Source organism: Chroococcidiopsis sp. TS-821 (assembly GCF_002939305.1).
Classification (GTDB): Bacteria; Cyanobacteriota; Cyanobacteriia; order Cyanobacteriales; family Chroococcidiopsidaceae; genus Chroogloeocystis.
The window spans coordinates 874,653-895,042 of the sequence record NZ_MVDI01000001.1 but is presented as its reverse complement, the minus strand read 5'-3'; the positions used below and the strand labels follow the sequence as shown (position 1 = coordinate 895,042).

The window sequence follows — 20,390 nt, the reverse complement described above, 5'->3', positions numbered from 1 at the left end:
TGGCAAAAGCTTAACTCATTTTCTAGAGCAGTTGATAGGGATGTAACTCTATTGTCTCCAACGGCAAACGGAGATATTTTATGATGAAAACTACCAGAGTACTCTTAAGAGCGATCGCACGGGAACAGTATTAATTCATGTCGTATAACTTCGATCTATTTGTTATTGGGGCAGGTCCTGGAGGATTAGCCGCTGCGAAACAAGCCGCAAGCTACGGTAAGCGCGTCGCAATTGCCGAACAAGAAGCCATTGGCGGAACCTGTGTTAATCGCGGTTGTATCCCCAAAAAATTGATTGTCTACGCTGCTGATGTGGCACTACAAGACCAAATCGCACCTAGCTACGGTTGGAGTGAATGCCAAAGAAACTTTAACTGGTCAAAATTTATCGCCAAAGCCTACCAACACGTTGAGAGTATTCAAAAGTCTTATCTAGAAACTTTACACAAAAACGGTGTGGAACTCATTCGCGATCGCGCAACATTTGTCGATCCGCATACAGTCAAAATCGGCGATCGCAAAATCACGGCTGACAAAATCCTAATCGCCGTTGGCGGACACCCCAATAAACCTGATGTTCCTGGGATTGAATATGCCATTACTTCTCGCGAGATGTTTCAGCTACAGCAACTACCAAAAAAATTAGCGATCGTTGGTGGCGGTTATATTGGCGTTGAATTTGCCAGTATGATGAATGCTTTTGGTGTTGAAGTCACTTTAATGGACACCGATGAATTGATTCTAGAAGGCTTTGACAAAGATATCCGTTCTTCGGTACAAAAAGGTCTGATTCAACGAGGAATTCAATTTCTTAGTAAAACTACGGCTAAAGAAATTCAACAAAGCGCGCAAGGGTTGCAAATCACTTTATCAGGAGATACTGAGGAAACAATTACTGCAGATACAATTTTATTCGCTACAGGGCGCGTTCCTAACACCAAAGACCTTGGTCTAGAAAATGCAGGAGTAGAACTTGGGGAAAAAGGTGCTATTCAAGTTGATGAATACAACCGCACAACTCAAGACAATATTTTTGCCGTCGGTGACTGCATCAGCCGCGTTCCATTGACTCCTGTAGCACGAACAGAAGGTGAAGCTGTTGCAAAAACTGCCTTTGGAAAACCACAAAAAGTCAACTACGAATACGTCACCTCCGCAGTATTTGCTCGTCCTGAAGCTGCTACAGTAGGAATGACCGAAGACGCAGCACACTCAAAATGTGGTAATGCAGTGCAGTGTTATCAAACTGAATTTAAACCACTACTTTACAGCCTAGTCAATCGCAATGAGCCAACGATGATGAAATTAGTTGTCGATAGCAACACTAGGCGCGTACTTGGGGCACATATGGTGGGCGAACACGCTGCAGATATTATTCAAAGTTTAGCAGTAGCAATTCGCAAAGGAATTACAAAAGAGGATTTTGATGCCACAATTGGTATCCACCCTACTACTGGAGAAGAATTTCTCACGCTAGATTGAATCAAGTAAGTCAATAGGTAAGCACAAACATAATCCAAAAGCTGGTAATTGGTAATAGAGAGCTACTAATAGTGTTGATTTTTCTAACAATTGCTTTACCGATTACTACTTTTATGCGCGTGCTATGGCAGTGCGACAGAAAGGAGAAAATGAATGAACTATGATTACGACTTGTTTGTAATTGGTGCGGGTTCTGGAGGTTTAGCCGCTTCTAAACGGGCGGCGAGTTACGGCGCAAAAGTCGCGATCGCTGAACAAGACCTCGTGGGCGGAACTTGTGTCATCCGTGGTTGTATTCCCAAAAAACTGATGGTTTATGGTTCGCGCTTTCCCCAGCTATTTCGCAATGCCGCAGGTTATGGCTGGCACGTGGGTGAAACGGAACTTGACTGGGAGTATTTTATAACGGCAATCGATAAAGAAGTGCGGCGACTGTCGCAATTACATGTCGGATTTCTGGAAAAAGCAGGCGTTGAACTTATTCCTCACCGCGCAACGTTGGTCGATCCCCACACCGTTGAAGTAGGCGATCGCAAAGTCACTGCACATAAGATTTTGATTGCAGTCGGCGGGCGTCCGGTGAAGCCAGATATTCCAGGAATCGAATATGCCATCACCTCGAACGAGATGTTCCATTTGCCAGCACAACCAAAACATATCGCAATTCTGGGTGCAGGTTATATCGGTGTAGAATTTGCCTCGATTATGCGGGGATTGGGTTGTGAAGTTACGCAAATTATCCGCAGAGATTTAATTCTACGCGGCTTCGATAACGATATTCGTACTGGCATTCAAGACGGAATGACACATCACGGCGTAAAGTTTATCACGAATACGGAAGTCGAAAAAGTCGAGCGCGTTGCTGAAGGCTTGAAAATAACGCTATCAGGAGAACATCAACCGATAATTGCCGATACACTCCTAGCCGCAACTGGAAGAATACCCAATATTGATGGTTTGGGTTTAGAAAACGCAGGTGTCGAGATTGTGCCGACAAATGTTGAAGGACCAGGATATACAACAAATCCGGCGATCGCCGTTGATGACTACAGCCAAACCTCTCAACCGAACATTTTTGCCGTTGGAGATTGTACCGATAAAATTAACTTGACTCCAGTCGCCATTGCGGAAGGACGTGCGTTTGCCGATACAGAGTTTGGCAATCATCGCCGCCAAATGAGTCACGAAAATGTTCCTTCTGCTGTATTTTCACACCCCGAAGCCGCTACGGTTGGTTTAACTGAAGAGCAAGCAAGAGAAAAATGTGGGGACGCCTTACAAATCTATCGCGCGCGATTTCGTCCGTTATTTCACTCGCTGACAGGAGACGACGAAAAAACAATCGTGAAATTAGTCGTCGATGGCAATACTGACAAAGTTTTAGGCGCGCACATGGTAGGCGAATACGCAGCGGAAGTGATTCAAGGAATCGCGATTACGATTAAAATGGGTGCTACGAAGAAAGATTTTGATGCCACTGTTGGCATCCACCCTTCGACAGCTGAAGAATTCGTTACCCTCCGTTAAGAAGTTGCAGTTCATTTATCTCCATGGCTTTGCATCGAGTCCTCAATCCGCCAAAGCGGTCTATCTCCGCGATCGCTTTGCAGAGGTACACCATACATTGCAAATCCCCGATCTCAACCAAGGTGATTTTACACAACTTACACTGACACGCCAATTACAGCAAGTTTCAGCACTATTACCCAAAAATGAACCCGTTACCTTGATTGGTTCGAGTTTTGGAGGCTTAACCGCCGCTTGGCTTGCGGAACAACATCCGCAGGTCGAAAAATTAGTTTTACTCGCCCCGGCGTTTGCTTTTCTGTCGCACTGGCTACCGCAACTCGGAACTGAAAAAATCCAACAATGGGAACAACAAAAGTATTTAATGGTTTATCACTACGGTGAAAAGCGATCGCTACCCTTAAGTTACGAATTCGCCCGCGACGTGCCCCAATACAATGACGATCATCTCTTACGCCCCGTTCCCACATTGATTATTCACGGCATTCACGATGAAGTCATACCTATCCAAGTTAGCCGCGATTTTGCCGCCAAACGTTCTTGGGTGCAATTAATCGAAGTAGACAGCGATCATGCTTTAGGTAATGTTATGCCCGAAACTTGGCAAGCTATTCAATCGTTTTGTCAAGTGTGATGGCTGCTAACAACTTAGTAACTAACCACTAGCCACTAGCAATGCTGCCATTTATCCGATCGGATTTAGTTCAACTGACTTCATATACACCCCATCCAAATAGTACTGACGGTAAACCCATTACGTCAGTTATTGATCGATTAGATACAAACGAATGTCCGTACGATCTACCAAGCGAGTTAAAGCAAAAACTTGCTTGGATTTATCAAGAAACGATCGAGACAAATCGCTATCCAGATGGCGGACACGCGGTATTGAAAGAAGCGATCGCTGAGTATGTCAATCAATCGGCAAATTTGCGACAAGGCACAATTGCACCTAAGCAAATTTCGGTTGGTAACGGTTCTGACGAACTGATTCGTTCCTTATTAATTGCAACTTGTCTTGGGGGCGAAGGTTCAGTTTTAGTTGCCAATCCAACGTTTTCGATGTACGGCATTTTAGCAGAAACACTCAAAATCCCTGTTATTACCATTGAACGCAACTCAGAATTTGCCATCGACTGGGTTGCAGCCCAAACCGCTATTGAAACAACCAATAACCCACCAATTCGCGTGGTGTTTGTTGTTCATCCCAACTCGCCTACAGGAAATGCTTTAACAGCTGCTGAGTTAGATTGGCTGCGTAGCTTACCCCAAGATATCCTTGTCGTCATTGACGAAGCGTATTTTGAGTTTAGTCAAACATCAGTTGTCAGTGAATTATCCCAAAAACCTAATTGGGTAGTCTTGCGAACATTTTCTAAAGCGTTTCGCCTTGCCGCTTTGCGCGTCGGATATGCGATCGCGTCTTTAGAAATCACGACAATTCTGGAAAAAGTTCGCTTACCTTATAACCTGCCAAGTTTCTCCCAAGTCGCTGCCCTTCTTGCTTTACAACAGCGCGATTTATTACTACAATTTATTCCACTTATTTGTGAGGAACGTACCAAACTCGCTCAAGCACTATCTCAGTACTCTGCACTTAAAGTCAATAACAGTGCTGCCAATTTTGTTTATGTCCAAATTAATCATCCCGTGCGAGCCAATCAATTACTCGCTGACTTAGCACAGCAACTGCGATGTAGTGGGACTATTGTGCGTTTACTTAGCGGTGGATTGCGGATTACGGTGGGCAGTCCTGCAGAAAACTCGCGTACACTCACGCGCTTGGAAGCTGCTGTCAAAAACTGGGACGCTTTCAGTTAAAGGTAAAATTTGCACTTTATCGTCTAGTCTTCTAAAATGCGTACCGCACTGCGAACAATGTTTGCGGTTTGCGGTAGCACGCCGACTAATCGCGCAAAGGCTTCGTCGGGTATTTGCGCTACAGTTTGAGAATCAAAATACTGCTCAAATTGCTCTAGAATCTTTTGGACGCGCTGTTGGGGCTGCGACTTCTCAGTAATTTGTTTGATCAAGCGAATCCACTGTCGCCTAATCAAATAAGCTTTTTGTCTTTCCTCATGCGATTCTGGCGTGAGTAAGGAAAGATTTCCTACAGGTAAAGCCCAGTCACAATCGCGATCGTAAAAGCTGCCTACTGCTGCACCAGGTCCAGCAAACTCCGCGTGGAAACCTTTATAAAGGATTAAACCATTGCGGCGACGACTATTTACCATCAGCACTTGCCCACTACGCAGTAGTTTGAGAATTTCTGAAGCGCTGTGGTCAGCACTGTTATTTCTACTGGTACACTGGTCATGGCAACCTGAAAAATGAAAATTGCTCACAGGTAAGCAAGCTAAGGCTATAGGAGGTTGTTGGTAGCGCTGCTGATTTTCGCTATCCATTTGGTTTCCTAAATATAGGTTTCTGGTATTTCGCACGCTAATAGTTATTAAGGAAAAAAACAGAATTACTGCTTCCCAAACGCAAATGATTATGACTGGATGACCAAAAGCAGGCTTAGTGTTAATTCACTGCTTATTTTATTCTAAACAATTGTCAGCTACATCCGAGGAAGGTGATATAAACTTAAAGTCTTAATAAAGTTTGACAGGACTCGCGTAAATTTTCTGTGAAGCTATACCAAGCGAACCTGAAAATACTTTTCCAAAACAGTATCTTTCAGAAAAGAGCGCGATTCTACTTAATGAAAATCGCAGTACTATTTTAGGTGATAGCATAAAATTAGCTTGCCAAAATGTAAGAAAATAGTGACACATGCGCTCTAAGAGCAGTGAAATGATGCGTTGCTAGTTGAATCACAAGCAAGTCATTTGGCGATCGCGCGCGATGGAAAGAGCAAGCTATAGTCAGCGAAGGTAGCTTGCTTCAAGATGTTTATGTAGCAAAATTTGACGCGGTCGTCTGAGTAACCAATGACTCCAACTAAAATCAACTTGCTCTAATTGATAGCCCAACTTACAGTACAATTGACGAGCTTGGTGGTTATTTTCTAATACGTGTAGATAAAGATCTTTGTATTCCCACGCTAGCGCGATTTGTTCGCATTTTAACAGCATCTGTTGCGCCACTCCACGACGGCGATAATGATGGCAAACTGCCAAGTTGGAGATGTAGGGAAACCGTTGGTTAGTAAAAGGAGTTTTTGACCGCAGCGACAACTCGACAATTCCTGCTAAGCGATCGTTAGAACTACAATCCGCAGCAACCAAACAAATATGATGCTCTGTTGTAGTTCGCAATCGATTGCGGAGATCCTCATAAATCCCCAGCTTTAAGAAAGGATAAGTCCAGCCTAGAATACCATCCTGCGAATGAAAGCTATCAGCGAGGATTTCCGTTAAACCTGGTACGTCTTCGATTTGCGCCGCACGAATTTCAAATTGGCAATTTTGGTCAGAAGTAAAATTTGCTGGTAACTGCAAGTTAGTGGAAATTGTCAAAAATCACATAAGACGCTATCGCTCATTATCGTAATCGATGAATGTGGTTAACGTCAGCGTTGGTAATGGATGTGAGGTGTAATTAAAAGCACAGCAACAGGCGGTAGCTCGAGTTGACTTGTGGGTGCAGGTAACATTTCACCGCGAAAGTCAAGGATTTGAACAATGACAAGATAGGCGATCGCCAGAATTAAGGAAATTGCACCTGTAATAATCGCAACAATTTTTGAGCGGTTCATGGGCAACTATCGAAGCCTTAGTAGACATCTATATATCACTGTGCCACGCTTTTGAACTTACTGCGCGTAAAGTATGAGGATCAATATCGAATTCGCGGGTCAATATAAGCATTCAAGATATCGATTGCAATACTCGCAATAACTACCAAAACGGCAAAAAACACAAGTATACCTTGCACCGTCGGGTAATCGCGCAGCGAAATTGCATCGTAAAGTCGATTCGCAAGTCCTGGCCAAGAAAATGTGACTTCGGTTAAAATTGCTCCACCAAGCAATGATGCAAATGTCAGTCCCAAAATGGTAATCACGGGAATCATCGCGTTTTTCAGCGCATGGGCGACTAAAATCCGCCGTTCAGGAATTCCTCGGGCGCGGGCGGCTTCTACATAATCAGCACGCAGCGTTTGCTTGAGATTGACGCGTACAATTCGCTCAAATATACCGCTTAAGAGTAAACCCAGTGTCAAACTTGGCAAGAAAAGGTAATACAGCGCGGTGAAGAAACTTGTTAAATCTCCTGCAAGCAGGCTATCTATTGTATACAACCCTGTAGGACCTGAGGGCGGAAACAAAGACGCCGGAAAGCGATCGCCAATCGGAAACCAGCCCAGTTGTACTGCAAATAGTAACTGCATCAGCATTCCCATCCAAAACATGGGTAGCGCATAAGTAATAATGCCAAATAAGCGTCCGCCGATATCGAGCCAAGAGTTAGGGCGCGACGCCGCTAGCATCCCTACTGTAATGCCAATTAACAGCGCGATCGCCATGCTGCACACAGCAAGTTCTGCTGTTGCGGGAAAATGTCGTCCAATCGTATCCCAGACAGCTTCGCCTTGACTCGTCAGTGAAGAACCCAAATCAAAGCGAAGGAGACTGCCAAGATAACGCAAATACTGCACCCACAATGGATCGGCTAATCCTAAGCGCTGGCGATATTCCTCCTTCACACTTTCTGGAGCGCGACTTCCAAGCACCGCATCTACAGGATCGCCAATTGTTGATTGTAGTAACCAGGGAAGTACTCGTAGCAGAAAAAACACCACTGTTACAATCGTCCAAATCATCAGTGGTGCAAGCAGCAACCGTGCCAGGATGTAATACTGAAGTGCTTTGATACGAGACATGAGTAAGGGATCGGGGGGTTAAAGAAGCAGAAAAGCAAAAGGGGACAGAGGAGCAGAGGAAAAATACTGTTTTCTAGATAACTCACACACCGCAGAATTTATTCCTGCTCCACAACACACTCTCAAAGCTTATAACTAGCCACTAGCTACTAACTACTTGCTTTTTCGATATTCCACAAAGGGAGTTTGAGGATCGGATCTACTTGCAAGCCTTGAATCGTTCTTTGACCAAACGCATAATCCTTGTTTTGGACTAACGGAATCGCGGGTACGTCTTGGGCGATTAAATCTTGAATTTGAGCAAAGAGTGCGGCGCGAGTTTGGGGATTTTGTTCTTGGCGTTGTTGCGCGATCAGTTGATTCATGCGATCGCTGTAATAAAATAACCCTTGGCTTTGACTTGCTCCTTGCTCGCACCCATCGGTTGCATTACCTTGCGTACAGCTCAAAAACGGGTGAATATAGTTGTCTGCGTCGCTGAAGTCAGGATACCAGTCGAGTAAAACTGCTTGATAGACTCCCTTCGAAATATTGGCAAAAAATGTTGCTCCTTCCTCGGCTTTCGTTTGAATTTGTACAGCACCATCAAGTCGTTGCGAACCATACTCTTGCAATGTACTGGCAACTTGTTGGCGAGTTAGCGAATAGACTGGATACGCAATTTCTAAAGTTAGGGGATTTTCACGCGTATAACCTGCTTGAGCTAATAAAGCTTTTGCCTGCTCGACGTTTCCATCGCCATAAGTTGTTTGAAAAACTGGCTTGTAGCTATCGAACGTATTGGGAATCATGCTATACAGCGGTTCAGCTTGCTCTTGATAAACGCGCTGCGTCAGTAGCGGGCGGTCAATCATTGCCGCGATCGCGCGTCGCACCACTGGATTATCTAATGGTTGCTGCTTAGCATTTAAGCCTAAATGTGTAACTACATTACTTTTTTCTTCTAGTGCCTGCCAACCGTTAGACTGCGCTTGCTGTTTTAAACTCTGCACTTGTTCTGGGTCAAAGGTTTGATACGCGATATCGACTTGACCCGTGCGGAAAGAATTAAATAAGTTTGCCGAACTCGACAAAATCTGAAAGTCGATACCCTGATTTGCCGGTTTTTCGCCCCAGTACCGATCGAACACATCCATCCGAATCAAATTCGGCGTGAACTGGACTAAGCGATAAGGACCTGTTCCCACAAACTCGCGCGGTTTAAATTTTCCTGTACCAATTTCGTAAGCTTGCGGCGATACCGCGCACAATCCGGGAAACGCGAGTAACGAAGGAAACGGGGCAAAAGCATTTTTGAGTCTAATTGTGAGTTCGTATTCTCCTGACGCTTGTACCGAATCGACGACATCCGATAACAAAGAGGCTGGTTTTCCGCCGTTTTGAATAAAACGATTGAGCGAAAATGCCATTGCTTCGGCATTAAAGGCAGTACCGTCATGGAATACGACGCCTTGACGTACAGGAATTGTATAGGTTAATCCATCTGCACTCACTTGCGGTAAAGCAGTTGCGAGTTGAGGCACTAATTCACCTGTACCAATCTCGTACGTGTACAGGCGATCGCTCAAACTCGTCATAACATTAGAACCTGCTAGTTCATAATTATCGGCGGGGTCGAGCGTACGCGGTCTGAGTGTTGTACCAACAACTAAGCGGGCGCTATTTCCAGCGGTTGTATTGACTGTTGAAGAATTTGTTCCTGGCTGCGGGTTGTTACAACTAATAACCAAAAAGCAGCACAACAGCGATAGCCCGATAAATTTTCCTAGCGACCACAAGCGCTTGCGAGATACCAACCAATTCATAACGTTTGACTATCCTAGAGCAACCATTAGCTATGAGTCGCAAGCTGTAACTTGGTTCCCCCTGCGGATAAGCTAACGGCTAGTAACTAAATTGAATAGTATAGCGGAAATGATTTGGCATCTTTGGGTTTTACGTAAACTTTTTCTTGCGGTTGCAGTTGTAATTCATCAAAGCGATCGCGACTTAAGTGTGCTGTAACTACCTGTCCGTCATCTAATGTCAATTCGGCTTGAATTTCCCAACCTAGGTGAATAATCCGACTGACCCGTGCGGATACCGTTGTACCATTTTGCTCGCGTTGTACAATCACGTCTTGCGGACGCAAGAACATTTCTGGATGTGTAGATTCAAACCCGTTACCTTGAAAAATATGCGATGTACTTGGTAGCACATTCACTGGTCCAATAAAGCTCATGACAAACGCCGTCGCCGGATGATCGTAAATTTCTGCTGGCGTACCGATTTGCTCGACGCGACCTTTATTCATCACCACGATTTCATCCGAAACTTCCATCGCTTCTTCTTGGTCGTGCGTCACGAATACGGTGGTTACGTGAACTTCATCATGCAATTTGCGCAACCAAGCGCGTAAATCTTTGCGGACTTTGGCGTCGAGGGCGCCAAATGGTTCGTCGAGGAGAAGTACTTGCGGCTGCACTGCTAGCGCCCGTGCTAAAGCAACGCGTTGTCTTTGACCACCCGATAGTTGTGAGGGATAGCGATTTCCTAAAGCACTTAGTTGCACCAGTTCAAGTAATTCGTCTACTCGGGCTTTAATTTTTGCTTTCGGTGTTTTGCGAATTTCTAAAGCAAAAGCAATGTTTTGTCGCACGCTCATGTGCTTAAAGAGTGCATAGTGCTGAAACACAAATCCAATATTGCGTTCTTGCACGCTTTGATAGGTCGCATCTTTACCTGTCAGCCAAATTTTGCCGCTATCGGGTAGTTCTAAACCAGCAATCAATCGCAATAACGTAGACTTACCCGAACCTGATGGTCCGAGTAACGCTACTAACGAACCCGATTTGATTTCTAGGCTGACATCGTCAACAGCCCGAAAACTGCCAAACTGCTTTGATACGTTTTCAACTACAATACCCACGGTGAGCAACCTCTGGAGGAAATATATGGTGATGATGCACTAAGCTGGAAAGTTTCTACTGAATGTCTATAAAGCTAGATTCAGCTTTTGAACTGAGAGCTAATCTCCGGTTTTTTGATGGGGTTACTGTAGTTTTATATCATATAAAGCTTTACTTGTTGCGTTTTGTATCTTTACAAGATCTTAGTTTTAATGTAAAGATTTCATGTCGATCAATATTTTTGTTACATAAAATACAGATTTTTATAAAACCAGAGATTGCCGATTTGAGGAGAAGATATAGGTGTTTCACGTCCCCGACCCCTGTATATAAGATAGGTGGGCATAATTAAATATCAGACACAACAAATGTTGTGTAACAAGTAATCGGCAATAAATATCTGGTTGACCAATTACCAGTTACCAATTACCAGCCCTTAAGTTATGTTTATTTTTACCGAACTCATCTTAAGTATCAAAATATTAAGGTCTGTTGCATTTCAGTCACATCTTCACAAAAAGTCGCTGAGCAAGCCAAAAGTCCGTGATACGATGCTTTTCTAGCTCATGAAGATTGGGAGAAGACCTTTGACACTACGGGTTGCTGTTGTAGGCTCAGGTCCAGCTGGTTCTTCAGCCGCCGAAACCTTGGCAAAAGCTGGAATTGAAACATATTTGTTTGAACGCAAGCTAGACAACGCCAAACCATGTGGCGGAGCAATTCCGCTGTGTATGGTGAGTGAATTCGATCTACCGCCGCAGATTATTGACCGTCAAGTGCGGAAGATGAAGATGATTTCCCCCTCAAACCGCGAGGTGGATATCAATTTAGTCAATGAAGATGAATATATAGGAATGTGCCGTCGCGAAGTTCTCGATGGCTTTTTACGCGATCGCGCAGCCAAACTCGGTGCAAATTTAATTAACGCCACTGTTCATAAACTCGATATTCCGCAAAATAATACAGACCCTTATACGATTCACTATGTAGACCATTCAGAAGGTGGCGCGCAAGGAATCGCTAAATCTTTAAAAGTTGATGCCATTATCGGTGCTGATGGGGCAAACTCTCGCATCGCCAAAGAAATTGATGCAGGAGATTACAACTATGCGATCGCTTTCCAAGAGCGAATTCGCTTACCCGAAGCACAAATGGCGTACTACAATGACTTAGCAGAGATGTACGTCGGTAACGACGTTTCTACCGATTTCTACGCTTGGGTGTTCCCGAAATACGACCACGTTGCTGTCGGTACGGGTACAATGCAAGTCAACAAAGCGAGCATCAAACAGTTGCAAGCTGGAATTCGAGCGCGGGCGGCGCGAAAACTGGTCGGCGGTCAAATCATTAAAGTAGAAGCACACCCAATTCCAGAACATCCTCGTCCTCGCCGTGTTGTTGGACGCGTGGCACTTGTTGGCGACGCCGCAGGTTATGTCACGAAGTCTTCTGGTGAAGGTATTTACTTTGCCGCAAAATCAGGTCGGATGTGTGCGGAAACGCTTGTGGAGGTTTCTCAAGGTGGAACTCGCATTCCCACAGAGAATGAACTAAAAGTTTACCTCAAGCGCTGGGATCGAAAATATGGCATGACCTACAAAGTATTAGATTTACTGCAAACGGTCTTTTACCGCAGCGATGCAACGCGCGAAGCTTTTGTTGAGATGTGCGCGGATCGGGATGTCCAGCGACTGACGTTTGATAGCTATCTCTATAAAACGGTCGTACCTGCTAATCCGATTACTCAAATGAAGATTACGGCAAAAACCCTTGGTAGCTTGTTACGCGGTAACGCACTTGCTCCTTAATAAGTAGCTTTAACAGGGCGATCGCGCGGAATTAAAATTACAGCGATCGCCTTATTTACTATTCATGCGTTTATGTACAATCGAGCTTTAATGAATCATCTTGGCTTAGCCTTCACGCTTTCTTAGAACACAAAGAAGGCATAGGAGAATTGGTAATAATGTGTAGATACACCAGCTATATCAGGCTGATTTTTTTTAGTTAGGCGCTTTTTCGGGAATGACTGCACTTGTTGGTATACCACTATTACTATCATTGCTTTGTTCTTCACTAGGAAGTTCTAAGCAATAACCTGCGCCATACACAGTTTTGATGTATCTAGGATGACGGGGATCGGGTTCTAATTTGGTGCGTAGGTGGCGAATATGTACGCGAATTGTTTCAATATCGTCATCAGGATCGTAGCCCCATACTTCTTTGAGAATATCGCTTGGAGAAACTGTTTGTCCGTGACGTTGTAATAAACAATGCAGTAACTCAAATTCTAAATGAGTAAGTTTAACCGTTTGCCCAAACCAAATCGCTTCAAATCTCTCAGGAACTAACGTTAACGCACCATAATTGAGAATTTCACTGTGCTTAGCGGCTTGCGGAATGCGGTCTGTGCGTCGCAACAGTGCTCGTACTCTGGCTAGCATTTCTTCAATTTCAAAGGGCTTTGTCAGGTAGTCATCCGCGCCTGCATTGAAACCTTCAACTTTATCCTGAGTTTGACTCAACGCGGTGAGCATGAGAACGGGAATTTCTGCGGTACGCTCGTCGCGCCGTAACCGCTGACAAACTGTAAAGCCATCAACCCTAGGCAGCATCAGATCGAGCATAATGAGATCTGGCTGTAATTGAATCGCTAACGCCTGTCCCTTAATGCCATCTTCTGCTTGGCTAACATCATATCCAGCCATTTCAAGATTAACCGCAACTAGTTCAGAAATTGCTGGGTCATCATCTATAACAAGTATCCGAGGCATTCTAAAAAATGTTACCGTTTATTAAAGTTAAATAAGAACCTTTGGTAGATACAAAGATTGCTGTACTGATTATAAGGAGGATTATAAAAGTTTGCTGAAGATTATAGTGTAAAGTCTCTAACACAAAAGTGCCAATGACGAAAGAAAGGTAGTCGTGTCGTATAGCTGCTGGCTATTTAAACCTTTTTTTTAGTTGCTGTCAAAGTGAAAACTCCTTAAAAAAATTGCTAAGTTCTATTTATATACCGCCTTGGTGGTTAAAGAATGGTCTTGCCATGACGCTGTATGCAGCTTTGTGGGCTAGCCGCGACTGGGAAAATACTATTGACGCTCCTGAACCACCGTATCAAGCGAAAACCTTTAAAGGAGCGCAAGAAGTACCGCTCTTTGCTTGGGTTGCTATCCCCCAAAATCCGCGTGGTACAATTATTGGCACATACGGCATTACAGGCTCTCTAGAGAATCAATGGTTTCTGCGCATCTTAGGGCGCAAGGCATTCGCGCAAGGTTATGCGGTTGTCTTATTTGATTGGCGCGCACACGGAAAAACGGCTTTACTGTCGCCAACATTAACATCGGATGGCTTGTACGAAGGCGAAGATTTTGTTGAGATTGCTGCTCAAGCTAAAGCAATAGGATGTCCTGCCAAATTTTGGTTCACGGGGTTTTCTTTGGGCGGACAGTTAGCGCTATGGGCAATAAAAGCAGCTAATGAGAGGTCAGAGGAAATATCCAGTGCTGCGTGCCTTAGCTGTGAAGATATTGGGGGTGCGGCGGTGATTTGTCCGAGTTTAGACTCGAATCGATCGCTTTCATATCTCGTCAAAGATCCATTAGGCAAATATATAGAACAAGCGATCGCTAAAGAACTGAAAAGACTTGCTTGGCGAATTCACGAAGCCCATCCAGGCGCAATTGACCCCGCAGCCATTGAACGCGCAAACAGTATTTGGGGTTTTGACAACGAACTTGTTATCGACCGCTTAGGCTTTTCTTCGGTTGAGGCGTATTACGAAGCCAGTAGCGGCTTAAAAATTTTACCCAGCTTGCATAAGCCAACGTTAATTATCTACGCAGCCGACGATCCGCTGTTCGATCCGACGATTGTGCCAGATTTACTTTCCGCGCGCGATCGCAACCCGAACATAGACTTAATTCTTACACCGCATGGCGGTCACGTCGGTTACTACAGCAGCAAGCAAGGTCAAGCACAAGCAGGCGATCCCGATCCTTGGTGGGCGTGGAATCGAGTTTTAGAATGGTGCGAGATGCAGAGGTGCAGGGGAGAATAAATATTTTACAAATGACAAATGAGGGTTAACTCAGAACAATGCCTTTCAATATTCAAAACTAACCAAAGCGCCACTTTTCAATTAGTTTGTAAACAAAACCTGCACTGAGCCTACGGCTAATTGAATCAAAGGCCAACCGATTAAGCAAATGACTGCTGCCCAGACGTTGCTAATATCTAATCCTTGGCGGACTGCAACAATAACTGCAAGTAAACTCCAGACAGCAAGAACTAGCTGAATAGGAATTCCTAGTAGCGGAATGAGTGTCAGAAAGTTGAATACTTGAGGTGCGTAGGCAAAACCGATCGGAACGAGTAGTTCTTGAAACGTAACATGACCAGGTTTGAAGCGATCGCCAATTTTCCAAATCGTGAAAGTCCAGAAATAGTAACCTAGCACTACACTGACAACATTAAGTATTAACGCGAAGATAAACGTAGTAAGACCAACACGGTTAATCAATAAAATAAAGGCATTACCCAAAGCATTTGAGATTGCTGCCACAATTACAATCGATCGAGCAACGCGGCGCGTTCTGCGTGTATTAGGAGCATCTTCATAGAAGTGGGCATCTAAAGTCAAAGCTTCCCGCAAACTTGTTCTAAACTTCCATTGGTCTTTCCTGGCACTCACCTTCAATTCCTACTCTTGCTAGATAATGACGACTTTAGAATAAAGTATTTTTATCCTATACCTAAGTATAAAAAGTGGTAAATCAAGTTTTCGATTTTACATATTACAAAGCTACACAACAGGATTAACTTGATGAAACGGGTTTTTGACTGGTTGCATGGTACGACGTTCAAATTGTTAGGTTTAGCAATTTTTATATTTTTAATTTGGGGAACCCTGGCACCACTAGAAACAATCATATGGTGGCTATCACAAGATGAAGAGAGTATAAACCCTGATATGAGTCAACCAGAAGCTACTTCCGATGACTCTAGTTCAGGTGAAGCATCAATCAATTGCTACGTCATTTTCTTACCAGGAGTCGGAAGTTATGATGCGGATAACTTAACCGATAGAGAGTCCAAATTTGTCAACCGTGTTGCTGACGAACGCCCCAATTGCGTAGCAGTAGAAGATATTTTTCCCTTTTCTGAAGCGAATGAAGGATTAGTTGGAGAACGCATATTTGCTCCGGTATGGGATTGGATTAGTCAATCTGATGGAGCGGCGTATACACTCATTAATATTCGCAATATCTGGCGTATCGCTATTTCTGCCGATCACCGCTATGGACCAGTATACAACCGAGGCATTGCTAACACGATTGTAGAGCGGATGAATGCTGCTAGTTCTCTACCACCAGAGAATCAAAAACTGAATGTCGTTTTAATGAGTACAAGTGGTGGTTCGCAAGTTGCCCTAGGTGCGGTTTCCTATTTAGAAGACCGGATTAATGCTCAAATTAATGTGATTTCGCTCGGTGGTGTTTTTTCTGGTAGTCATGGTTTTGATGAAGCTGATGGCGTGTATCACCTCTATGGCACTAATGATTGGATAGACAATATTGGTAGTATTGTATTTCCCTCGCGTTGGCGATGGGCTGTCACTTCTCCTTTTAATCGCGCACGTCGTCAAGGACGCTATCAAGCAATTGAAACAGGTCCTCACGAACATGATGGCGAACGAGGCTATTTTGGCGAAGCTACAACAGAGGACGGTACAACTTATTTAGAACTAACGCTTAACGTTGTGGATCGACTACCAATTTGGTCGGTTGAAAATCGCTCCTGATGTATAAAAAATTTCAAAGTTTATATTATGTGCGGTATCTGAAGCGGGCACACTATAAACAACATTCTTAGTCAGTGCTACCTAGGTATGTCGATCCGCAATGTTGAAGTTAATTAACAATATTCTTGACTGGCTGCGTGGTGGTGCTTTCAGACTACTGATTTTAGCCGGAGTTATCTTAGCAATTTGGGGAATACTTTCACCGATAGGAACTGTCGTATGGTGGCTTACCCAATCGGAAACGTTGGGTTGGAAGCGACAATCGCTGCAACTTCCTGCGAGAAGTAACTCAGGTAGTACTGGTAAGCCAAGAAATTTGACTTGTTATATCGTTTTTTTGACGGGGGTAGGCGATTTTTCCACAAACGAATTAACTGAGGGCGAAGAAGACTTTCTGCAAGGCTTGGCACAAACGCATCAAAATTGTGCAGTTGTTAAAGATGTTTTTCCTTACTCCGCTGCTAACGAAAACTTAGGAGGAGAACGCTTATTAGCTCCTGTATGGCGCTTTGCTAACGAAGCCAAAGGCTGGCTTGGTGTAGCTGATGTTCTCATTAAAATTCGCAATTTGTGGCGCTTTGCAATTTCTGCTGATGAGCGATATGGTCCGGTTTATAACCAAGGAATCGCGATCGCGATCGCCGAACAAATGAATGCAGCCCATCCTTTATCACCTGACTCACAGCAACCGTTAGACATTATTCTTATTGGTACCAGTGGAGGGGCACAAGTTGCGTTAGGAGCAACTCCGTATCTTAATCAATGGCTGAATTCGGAAATTACTGTCGTTTCTGTTGGTGGTGTATTTGGCGGTATTAATGGCTTTGAGCAAGCCAAACGTGTATTTCACTTGCGCGGTACTCAAGATTGGGTAGAAGATATCGGTGGAATTATCTTTCCTTCGCGCTGGGTATTTACAATTGCTTCTCCTTTTAGCCGCGCCCGCCAACAAGGGCGTTATCAATCCTTTGTCAGCGGACCGCACGAACATGATGGTGCGCAAGGCTATTTTGGCAAGGATTATGCCCCAGCAAGCAAGACAACATATGTCAATTTGACGCTACAAGCAATTAATCAATTACCCATTTGGCAGCGTCAGGACAATAAATAATACCCTTTCGCTTTAAAGTTTTTCCCAATAGACCGCAGAAGAAGCTTCAAAAGCAGAGGGGAATTTAATTATAGTTCTTATTCAGAGAAATGGTAAAGTTAAGAATTATTGTGCCTTCAGCAGCTTGAGAATCGCAAAATATCGTTCTTGAACATCTTTTTTGTCGAGTTCTTCAGATATTCCTTCGTGGCTACCGCGTTCGATCATTTGTGCGTGACGCAGAAGAACTGCGCGTTGTTCTTTCGTGGTTGTGTATTGTGCAATCCGCGCGATCGCTTCTAATAATCGAATCGTTACCGCTACATCAGTTTGTCCAGCTTGCCTAATTTGATTAAATGCAGCATCAACAACACTCGTAAAAGTTGTTGGTTCAGCGATCGCACGCAATTTTTTATTTTCGTCGTAGCGATAGCGTGAGGGAATTTCTTTTTGCACAAAGTGACACAGCGCCGCACTGAGTTGATCGATACAGCGAATTGCAGTAAACGGATCGTTCACGCCTTTTGACAGTGCGCGTACGGCAATTTCTACCAACTGATTAATCGAAAATTCTACATCTTGCCCAGGAGTTCGTTGATTGCCAATAATAAAAATACCTCTAAGCTTTTTGGCTAGCTGCTTATTCATCTGCTGTGCGTGCCAAACTGAAGCTAAATCGCTACCTTTAACGACAAAATCGCCAGGACGATAATTCAGTCGCACGATTACGTCAAACTTCGCCGCAATTTCGATTAACTCTTCATCGTCAATCGCTTGGATATAACCACTTTTCTCTGATTTTATGGGACGTGCTTCGTCATCAAAATCGTCAGGAATATCTGTATCTTTAATGTCTTGTCGGTCTTTTGCGCTGCTGCGTCCAATTTTTTTAGGAAATAACCGCTCGATTGTATCGTTTAATTCTTCCCCGACTTGAGCGATAACCTGTTGTGCTTGAATTGATGTCGCAACGTGATGTAGAAAATAAATCAAAACAGCAATACTAAAAATTGCCAGGACAAGACTAAAAGTTACCGAGATATGCGGGACAAATTCATCGTTGTCACCACTATTAACGGTACGGAGAATCAGTAGACAGTAAACAAATGTGGAAATAAACGTTCCTAAGACAATTTGATTACCCGTATCGCGCATGAAATTACCGAGTAATCTTGGTCCAAATTGTCCAGATGCAAGTTGTAGTGCGACAATCACAATCGAAAACGCCGTCGTCGCAACGGAGACCATCGATCCAGCCACCGTAGAAAGCACTTCGCGTGCGCCTTCAGGACCGCGACTATAAGTTAATGGTAATCCTTGTAGCCATTCTTTATCTTCGTGATCGAGCGATAGCATAACATACGCGATTGCGATCGCACCGACGACCATAAGTGATGGAACAAACCAAAAACTATTGTGTAATGCTTCCCAGACTTTACCTAGTTTAGTTTTCATGCTCGATCCTGTGTGCGTACGCGGTCATTTTTGCCCTTTAGCGATCGCATTTCTGCCAGCTTCTCATACCAGGCTTGTAATGTTGCTGTTCCCAAGTTCATGAACTTGCTGATACTGAAAACTTCTGCATACGAATATCCCTAATTATCCAGGCTCATCACCATAGGGGATGACGTTTAGCTGCTCCTCAGTGATAATACTTGGATGAGAAATTGCTGCGCAACATCCTTACTCATATTTTGGTCTTCAGCTTTACAAGTAGTTCCAGGAGAGTAGCGTGCTGTTTGATATTCGCCGACGATTTAACCTTCTGCACAAGCGGAGAGTTGCACCGCACGATTTGCAGTCGATGCATGAGGGACTCTTAGAAGAATCAGCGCTAGAGCGGATTTACATTATCTTAATCGTTGGCTCTTGTGTCATTGCTACCTTTGGATTGCTGTCGAATAGCGCTGCTGTGATCATTGGCGCAATGATTATTGCTCCTTTAATGCTACCGATTCGGGGAATGGCATTTGGTGCGCTAGAAGGTAACTTCCAGTTATTTCGCACAGGCTTAAGTTCGATCGTTGTGGGAACACTCCTCGCGATCGTAATCTCGTGGTTGATTGGGATGTCGGTTGGTTTAGCAGAATTTGGCAGTGAGATTTTTGCGCGATCGCGTCCGACGTTGCTCGATTTAGGAATTGCGATCGCCGCAGGAGGAATAAGTGGTTTTGCCAAAGTTGAACCGAAGGTTTCGCCAACGTTAGCAGGAACTGCGATCGCGGTTGCTTTAATGCCACCGATTTGCGTGATAGGCTTAGGACTTTCACAAGCTAATTGGTCTTTGAGTCTCGGCGCAACGATTTTATATCTCACCAATCTGCTAGGAATTACGCTTTCCTGTATGCTGATCTTTCTAGCTACAGGCTATACTTCACTTTATCGTGCTAAAAAAGCGCTGATTTGGACAGTGGGACTGACGACAGTACTGCTTGTACCGTTAGGATTTAGCTTTTTTCGACTCACTCAACAAAATCGACTCGAAGCTAGTGTCAGACGCGCACTTTTGAACCGAACGGTGACTTTTCAAAGATTGGTACTTATTGATAGTAATATTAACTGGTTAAGTAATCCCCCAGTAGTACGTTTAAACGTTCGTTCTAAAGACCCTGTTACGCCAAGGCAAGTCGCGCTTTTAGAAGAATTTTTAGCAAGAGAAATGGGACAACGCTTTACTTTAATTTTTGAAGTAGGTCAAATAGAAGAAGTAAGACGTGAAGGCGTCAGTGGTTCTTCTTTTGATGAGTAAATTTAAGTTTTAGCTA

The 20,390-nt window shown here is 44.0% G+C and carries 18 protein-coding genes; 9 read left to right on the top strand and 9 right to left on the bottom strand.

Features of this window, described 5'->3' with window-relative positions:
• Positions 1 to 137: 137 nt before the first annotated feature.
• The 4 genes from gorA (at position 138) to B1A85_RS04185 (ending at position 4,829) form a co-directional block, all read left to right on the top strand.
• Positions 138 to 1,481 carry a glutathione-disulfide reductase gene (gene gorA / locus B1A85_RS04200; protein WP_104545635.1) on the top strand — a complete coding sequence of 448 codons (1,344 nt, stop codon included), beginning with the start codon at positions 138 to 140 and terminating at the stop codon, positions 1,479 to 1,481.
• A gap of 153 nt (positions 1,482 to 1,634) precedes the next feature.
• Positions 1,635 to 3,008 (top strand): glutathione-disulfide reductase, encoded by a 1,374-nt coding sequence (gene gor / locus B1A85_RS04195; RefSeq protein WP_104545634.1) that lies wholly within the window; start codon positions 1,635 to 1,637, stop codon positions 3,006 to 3,008.
• Between the two features lie 4 nt (positions 3,009 to 3,012).
• A complete protein-coding gene (locus B1A85_RS04190) occupies positions 3,013 to 3,642 on the top strand; it encodes a YqiA/YcfP family alpha/beta fold hydrolase (protein ID WP_104545633.1) in 630 nt (209 codons plus the stop codon).
• 41 nt (positions 3,643 to 3,683) lie between these two features.
• Positions 3,684 to 4,829: a histidinol-phosphate transaminase gene (locus B1A85_RS04185; RefSeq protein ID WP_104545632.1), complete on the top strand. Its 1,146-nt coding sequence runs from the start codon at positions 3,684 to 3,686 to the stop codon at positions 4,827 to 4,829.
• Between the two features lie 23 nt (positions 4,830 to 4,852).
• Here B1A85_RS04185 and B1A85_RS04180 read toward each other — a convergent pair whose 3' ends face one another.
• From B1A85_RS04180 to B1A85_RS04155, 6 genes are all read right to left on the bottom strand, one after another.
• The gene (locus B1A85_RS04180; protein WP_104545631.1) at positions 4,853 to 5,413 is read right to left on the bottom strand and encodes a hypothetical protein; all 561 of its coding nucleotides are present in this window, start codon (positions 5,411 to 5,413) and stop codon (positions 4,853 to 4,855) included.
• Between the two features lie 465 nt (positions 5,414 to 5,878).
• Positions 5,879 to 6,472 (bottom strand): GNAT family N-acetyltransferase, encoded by a 594-nt coding sequence (locus B1A85_RS04175; RefSeq protein ID WP_104545630.1) that lies wholly within the window; start codon positions 6,470 to 6,472, stop codon positions 5,879 to 5,881.
• Positions 6,473 to 6,525: 53 nt separating this feature from the next.
• Entirely contained in the window at positions 6,526 to 6,711 is a 186-nt protein-coding gene (locus B1A85_RS04170; RefSeq protein ID WP_104545629.1) for a hypothetical protein, read from the bottom strand.
• 80 nt (positions 6,712 to 6,791) lie between these two features.
• Complete coding sequence (locus B1A85_RS04165) at positions 6,792 to 7,838, bottom strand: ABC transporter permease (RefSeq protein WP_104545628.1); 1,047 nt, start codon at positions 7,836 to 7,838, stop codon at positions 6,792 to 6,794.
• Positions 7,839 to 7,987: 149 nt separating this feature from the next.
• Complete coding sequence (locus B1A85_RS04160; RefSeq protein ID WP_104545627.1) at positions 7,988 to 9,643, bottom strand: ABC transporter substrate-binding protein; 1,656 nt, start codon at positions 9,641 to 9,643, stop codon at positions 7,988 to 7,990.
• Positions 9,644 to 9,729: 86 nt separating this feature from the next.
• Complete coding sequence (locus B1A85_RS04155) at positions 9,730 to 10,746, bottom strand: sulfate/molybdate ABC transporter ATP-binding protein (RefSeq protein WP_104545626.1); 1,017 nt, start codon at positions 10,744 to 10,746, stop codon at positions 9,730 to 9,732.
• A gap of 567 nt (positions 10,747 to 11,313) precedes the next feature.
• Between B1A85_RS04155 and chlP the strand changes: the two genes are divergently transcribed.
• Entirely contained in the window at positions 11,314 to 12,534 is a 1,221-nt protein-coding gene (chlP, locus tag B1A85_RS04150; RefSeq protein ID WP_104546296.1) for a geranylgeranyl reductase, read from the top strand.
• 195 nt (positions 12,535 to 12,729) lie between these two features.
• Here chlP and B1A85_RS04145 read toward each other — a convergent pair whose 3' ends face one another.
• Positions 12,730 to 13,500, bottom strand: coding sequence for a response regulator transcription factor (locus tag B1A85_RS04145; RefSeq protein ID WP_104545625.1), 771 nt, complete (start codon positions 13,498 to 13,500; stop codon positions 12,730 to 12,732).
• A 275-nt stretch (positions 13,501 to 13,775) separates the two neighbouring features.
• Between B1A85_RS04145 and B1A85_RS04140 the strand changes: the two genes are divergently transcribed.
• Complete coding sequence (locus B1A85_RS04140) at positions 13,776 to 14,792, top strand: YheT family hydrolase (protein ID WP_168192369.1); 1,017 nt, start codon at positions 13,776 to 13,778, stop codon at positions 14,790 to 14,792.
• Between the two features lie 81 nt (positions 14,793 to 14,873).
• Here B1A85_RS04140 and B1A85_RS04135 read toward each other — a convergent pair whose 3' ends face one another.
• Complete coding sequence (locus B1A85_RS04135) at positions 14,874 to 15,425, bottom strand: YIP1 family protein (protein WP_104545623.1); 552 nt, start codon at positions 15,423 to 15,425, stop codon at positions 14,874 to 14,876.
• A gap of 132 nt (positions 15,426 to 15,557) precedes the next feature.
• On the opposite strand from B1A85_RS04135, the gene B1A85_RS04130 reads away from it, so the two are divergent.
• Together B1A85_RS04130 and B1A85_RS04125 are read left to right on the top strand one after the other, a co-directional pair.
• Positions 15,558 to 16,535: a hypothetical protein gene (locus B1A85_RS04130; protein ID WP_104545622.1), complete on the top strand. Its 978-nt coding sequence runs from the start codon at positions 15,558 to 15,560 to the stop codon at positions 16,533 to 16,535.
• Between the two features lie 100 nt (positions 16,536 to 16,635).
• Positions 16,636 to 17,646 carry a hypothetical protein gene (locus tag B1A85_RS04125; protein WP_104545621.1) on the top strand — a complete coding sequence of 337 codons (1,011 nt, stop codon included), beginning with the start codon at positions 16,636 to 16,638 and terminating at the stop codon, positions 17,644 to 17,646.
• A 105-nt stretch (positions 17,647 to 17,751) separates the two neighbouring features.
• On the opposite strand, the gene B1A85_RS04120 is transcribed toward B1A85_RS04125, so the two are convergent.
• Positions 17,752 to 19,080, bottom strand: a complete 1,329-nt coding sequence (locus tag B1A85_RS04120) for a DUF2254 domain-containing protein (RefSeq protein ID WP_104545620.1) — start codon at positions 19,078 to 19,080, stop codon at positions 17,752 to 17,754.
• A 277-nt stretch (positions 19,081 to 19,357) separates the two neighbouring features.
• Here B1A85_RS04120 and B1A85_RS04115 point away from each other — a divergent pair, with 277 nt between their 5' ends.
• Positions 19,358 to 20,374 (top strand): DUF389 domain-containing protein, encoded by a 1,017-nt coding sequence (locus B1A85_RS04115; protein WP_104545619.1) that lies wholly within the window; start codon positions 19,358 to 19,360, stop codon positions 20,372 to 20,374.
• Positions 20,375 to 20,390 lie beyond the last annotated feature (16 nt).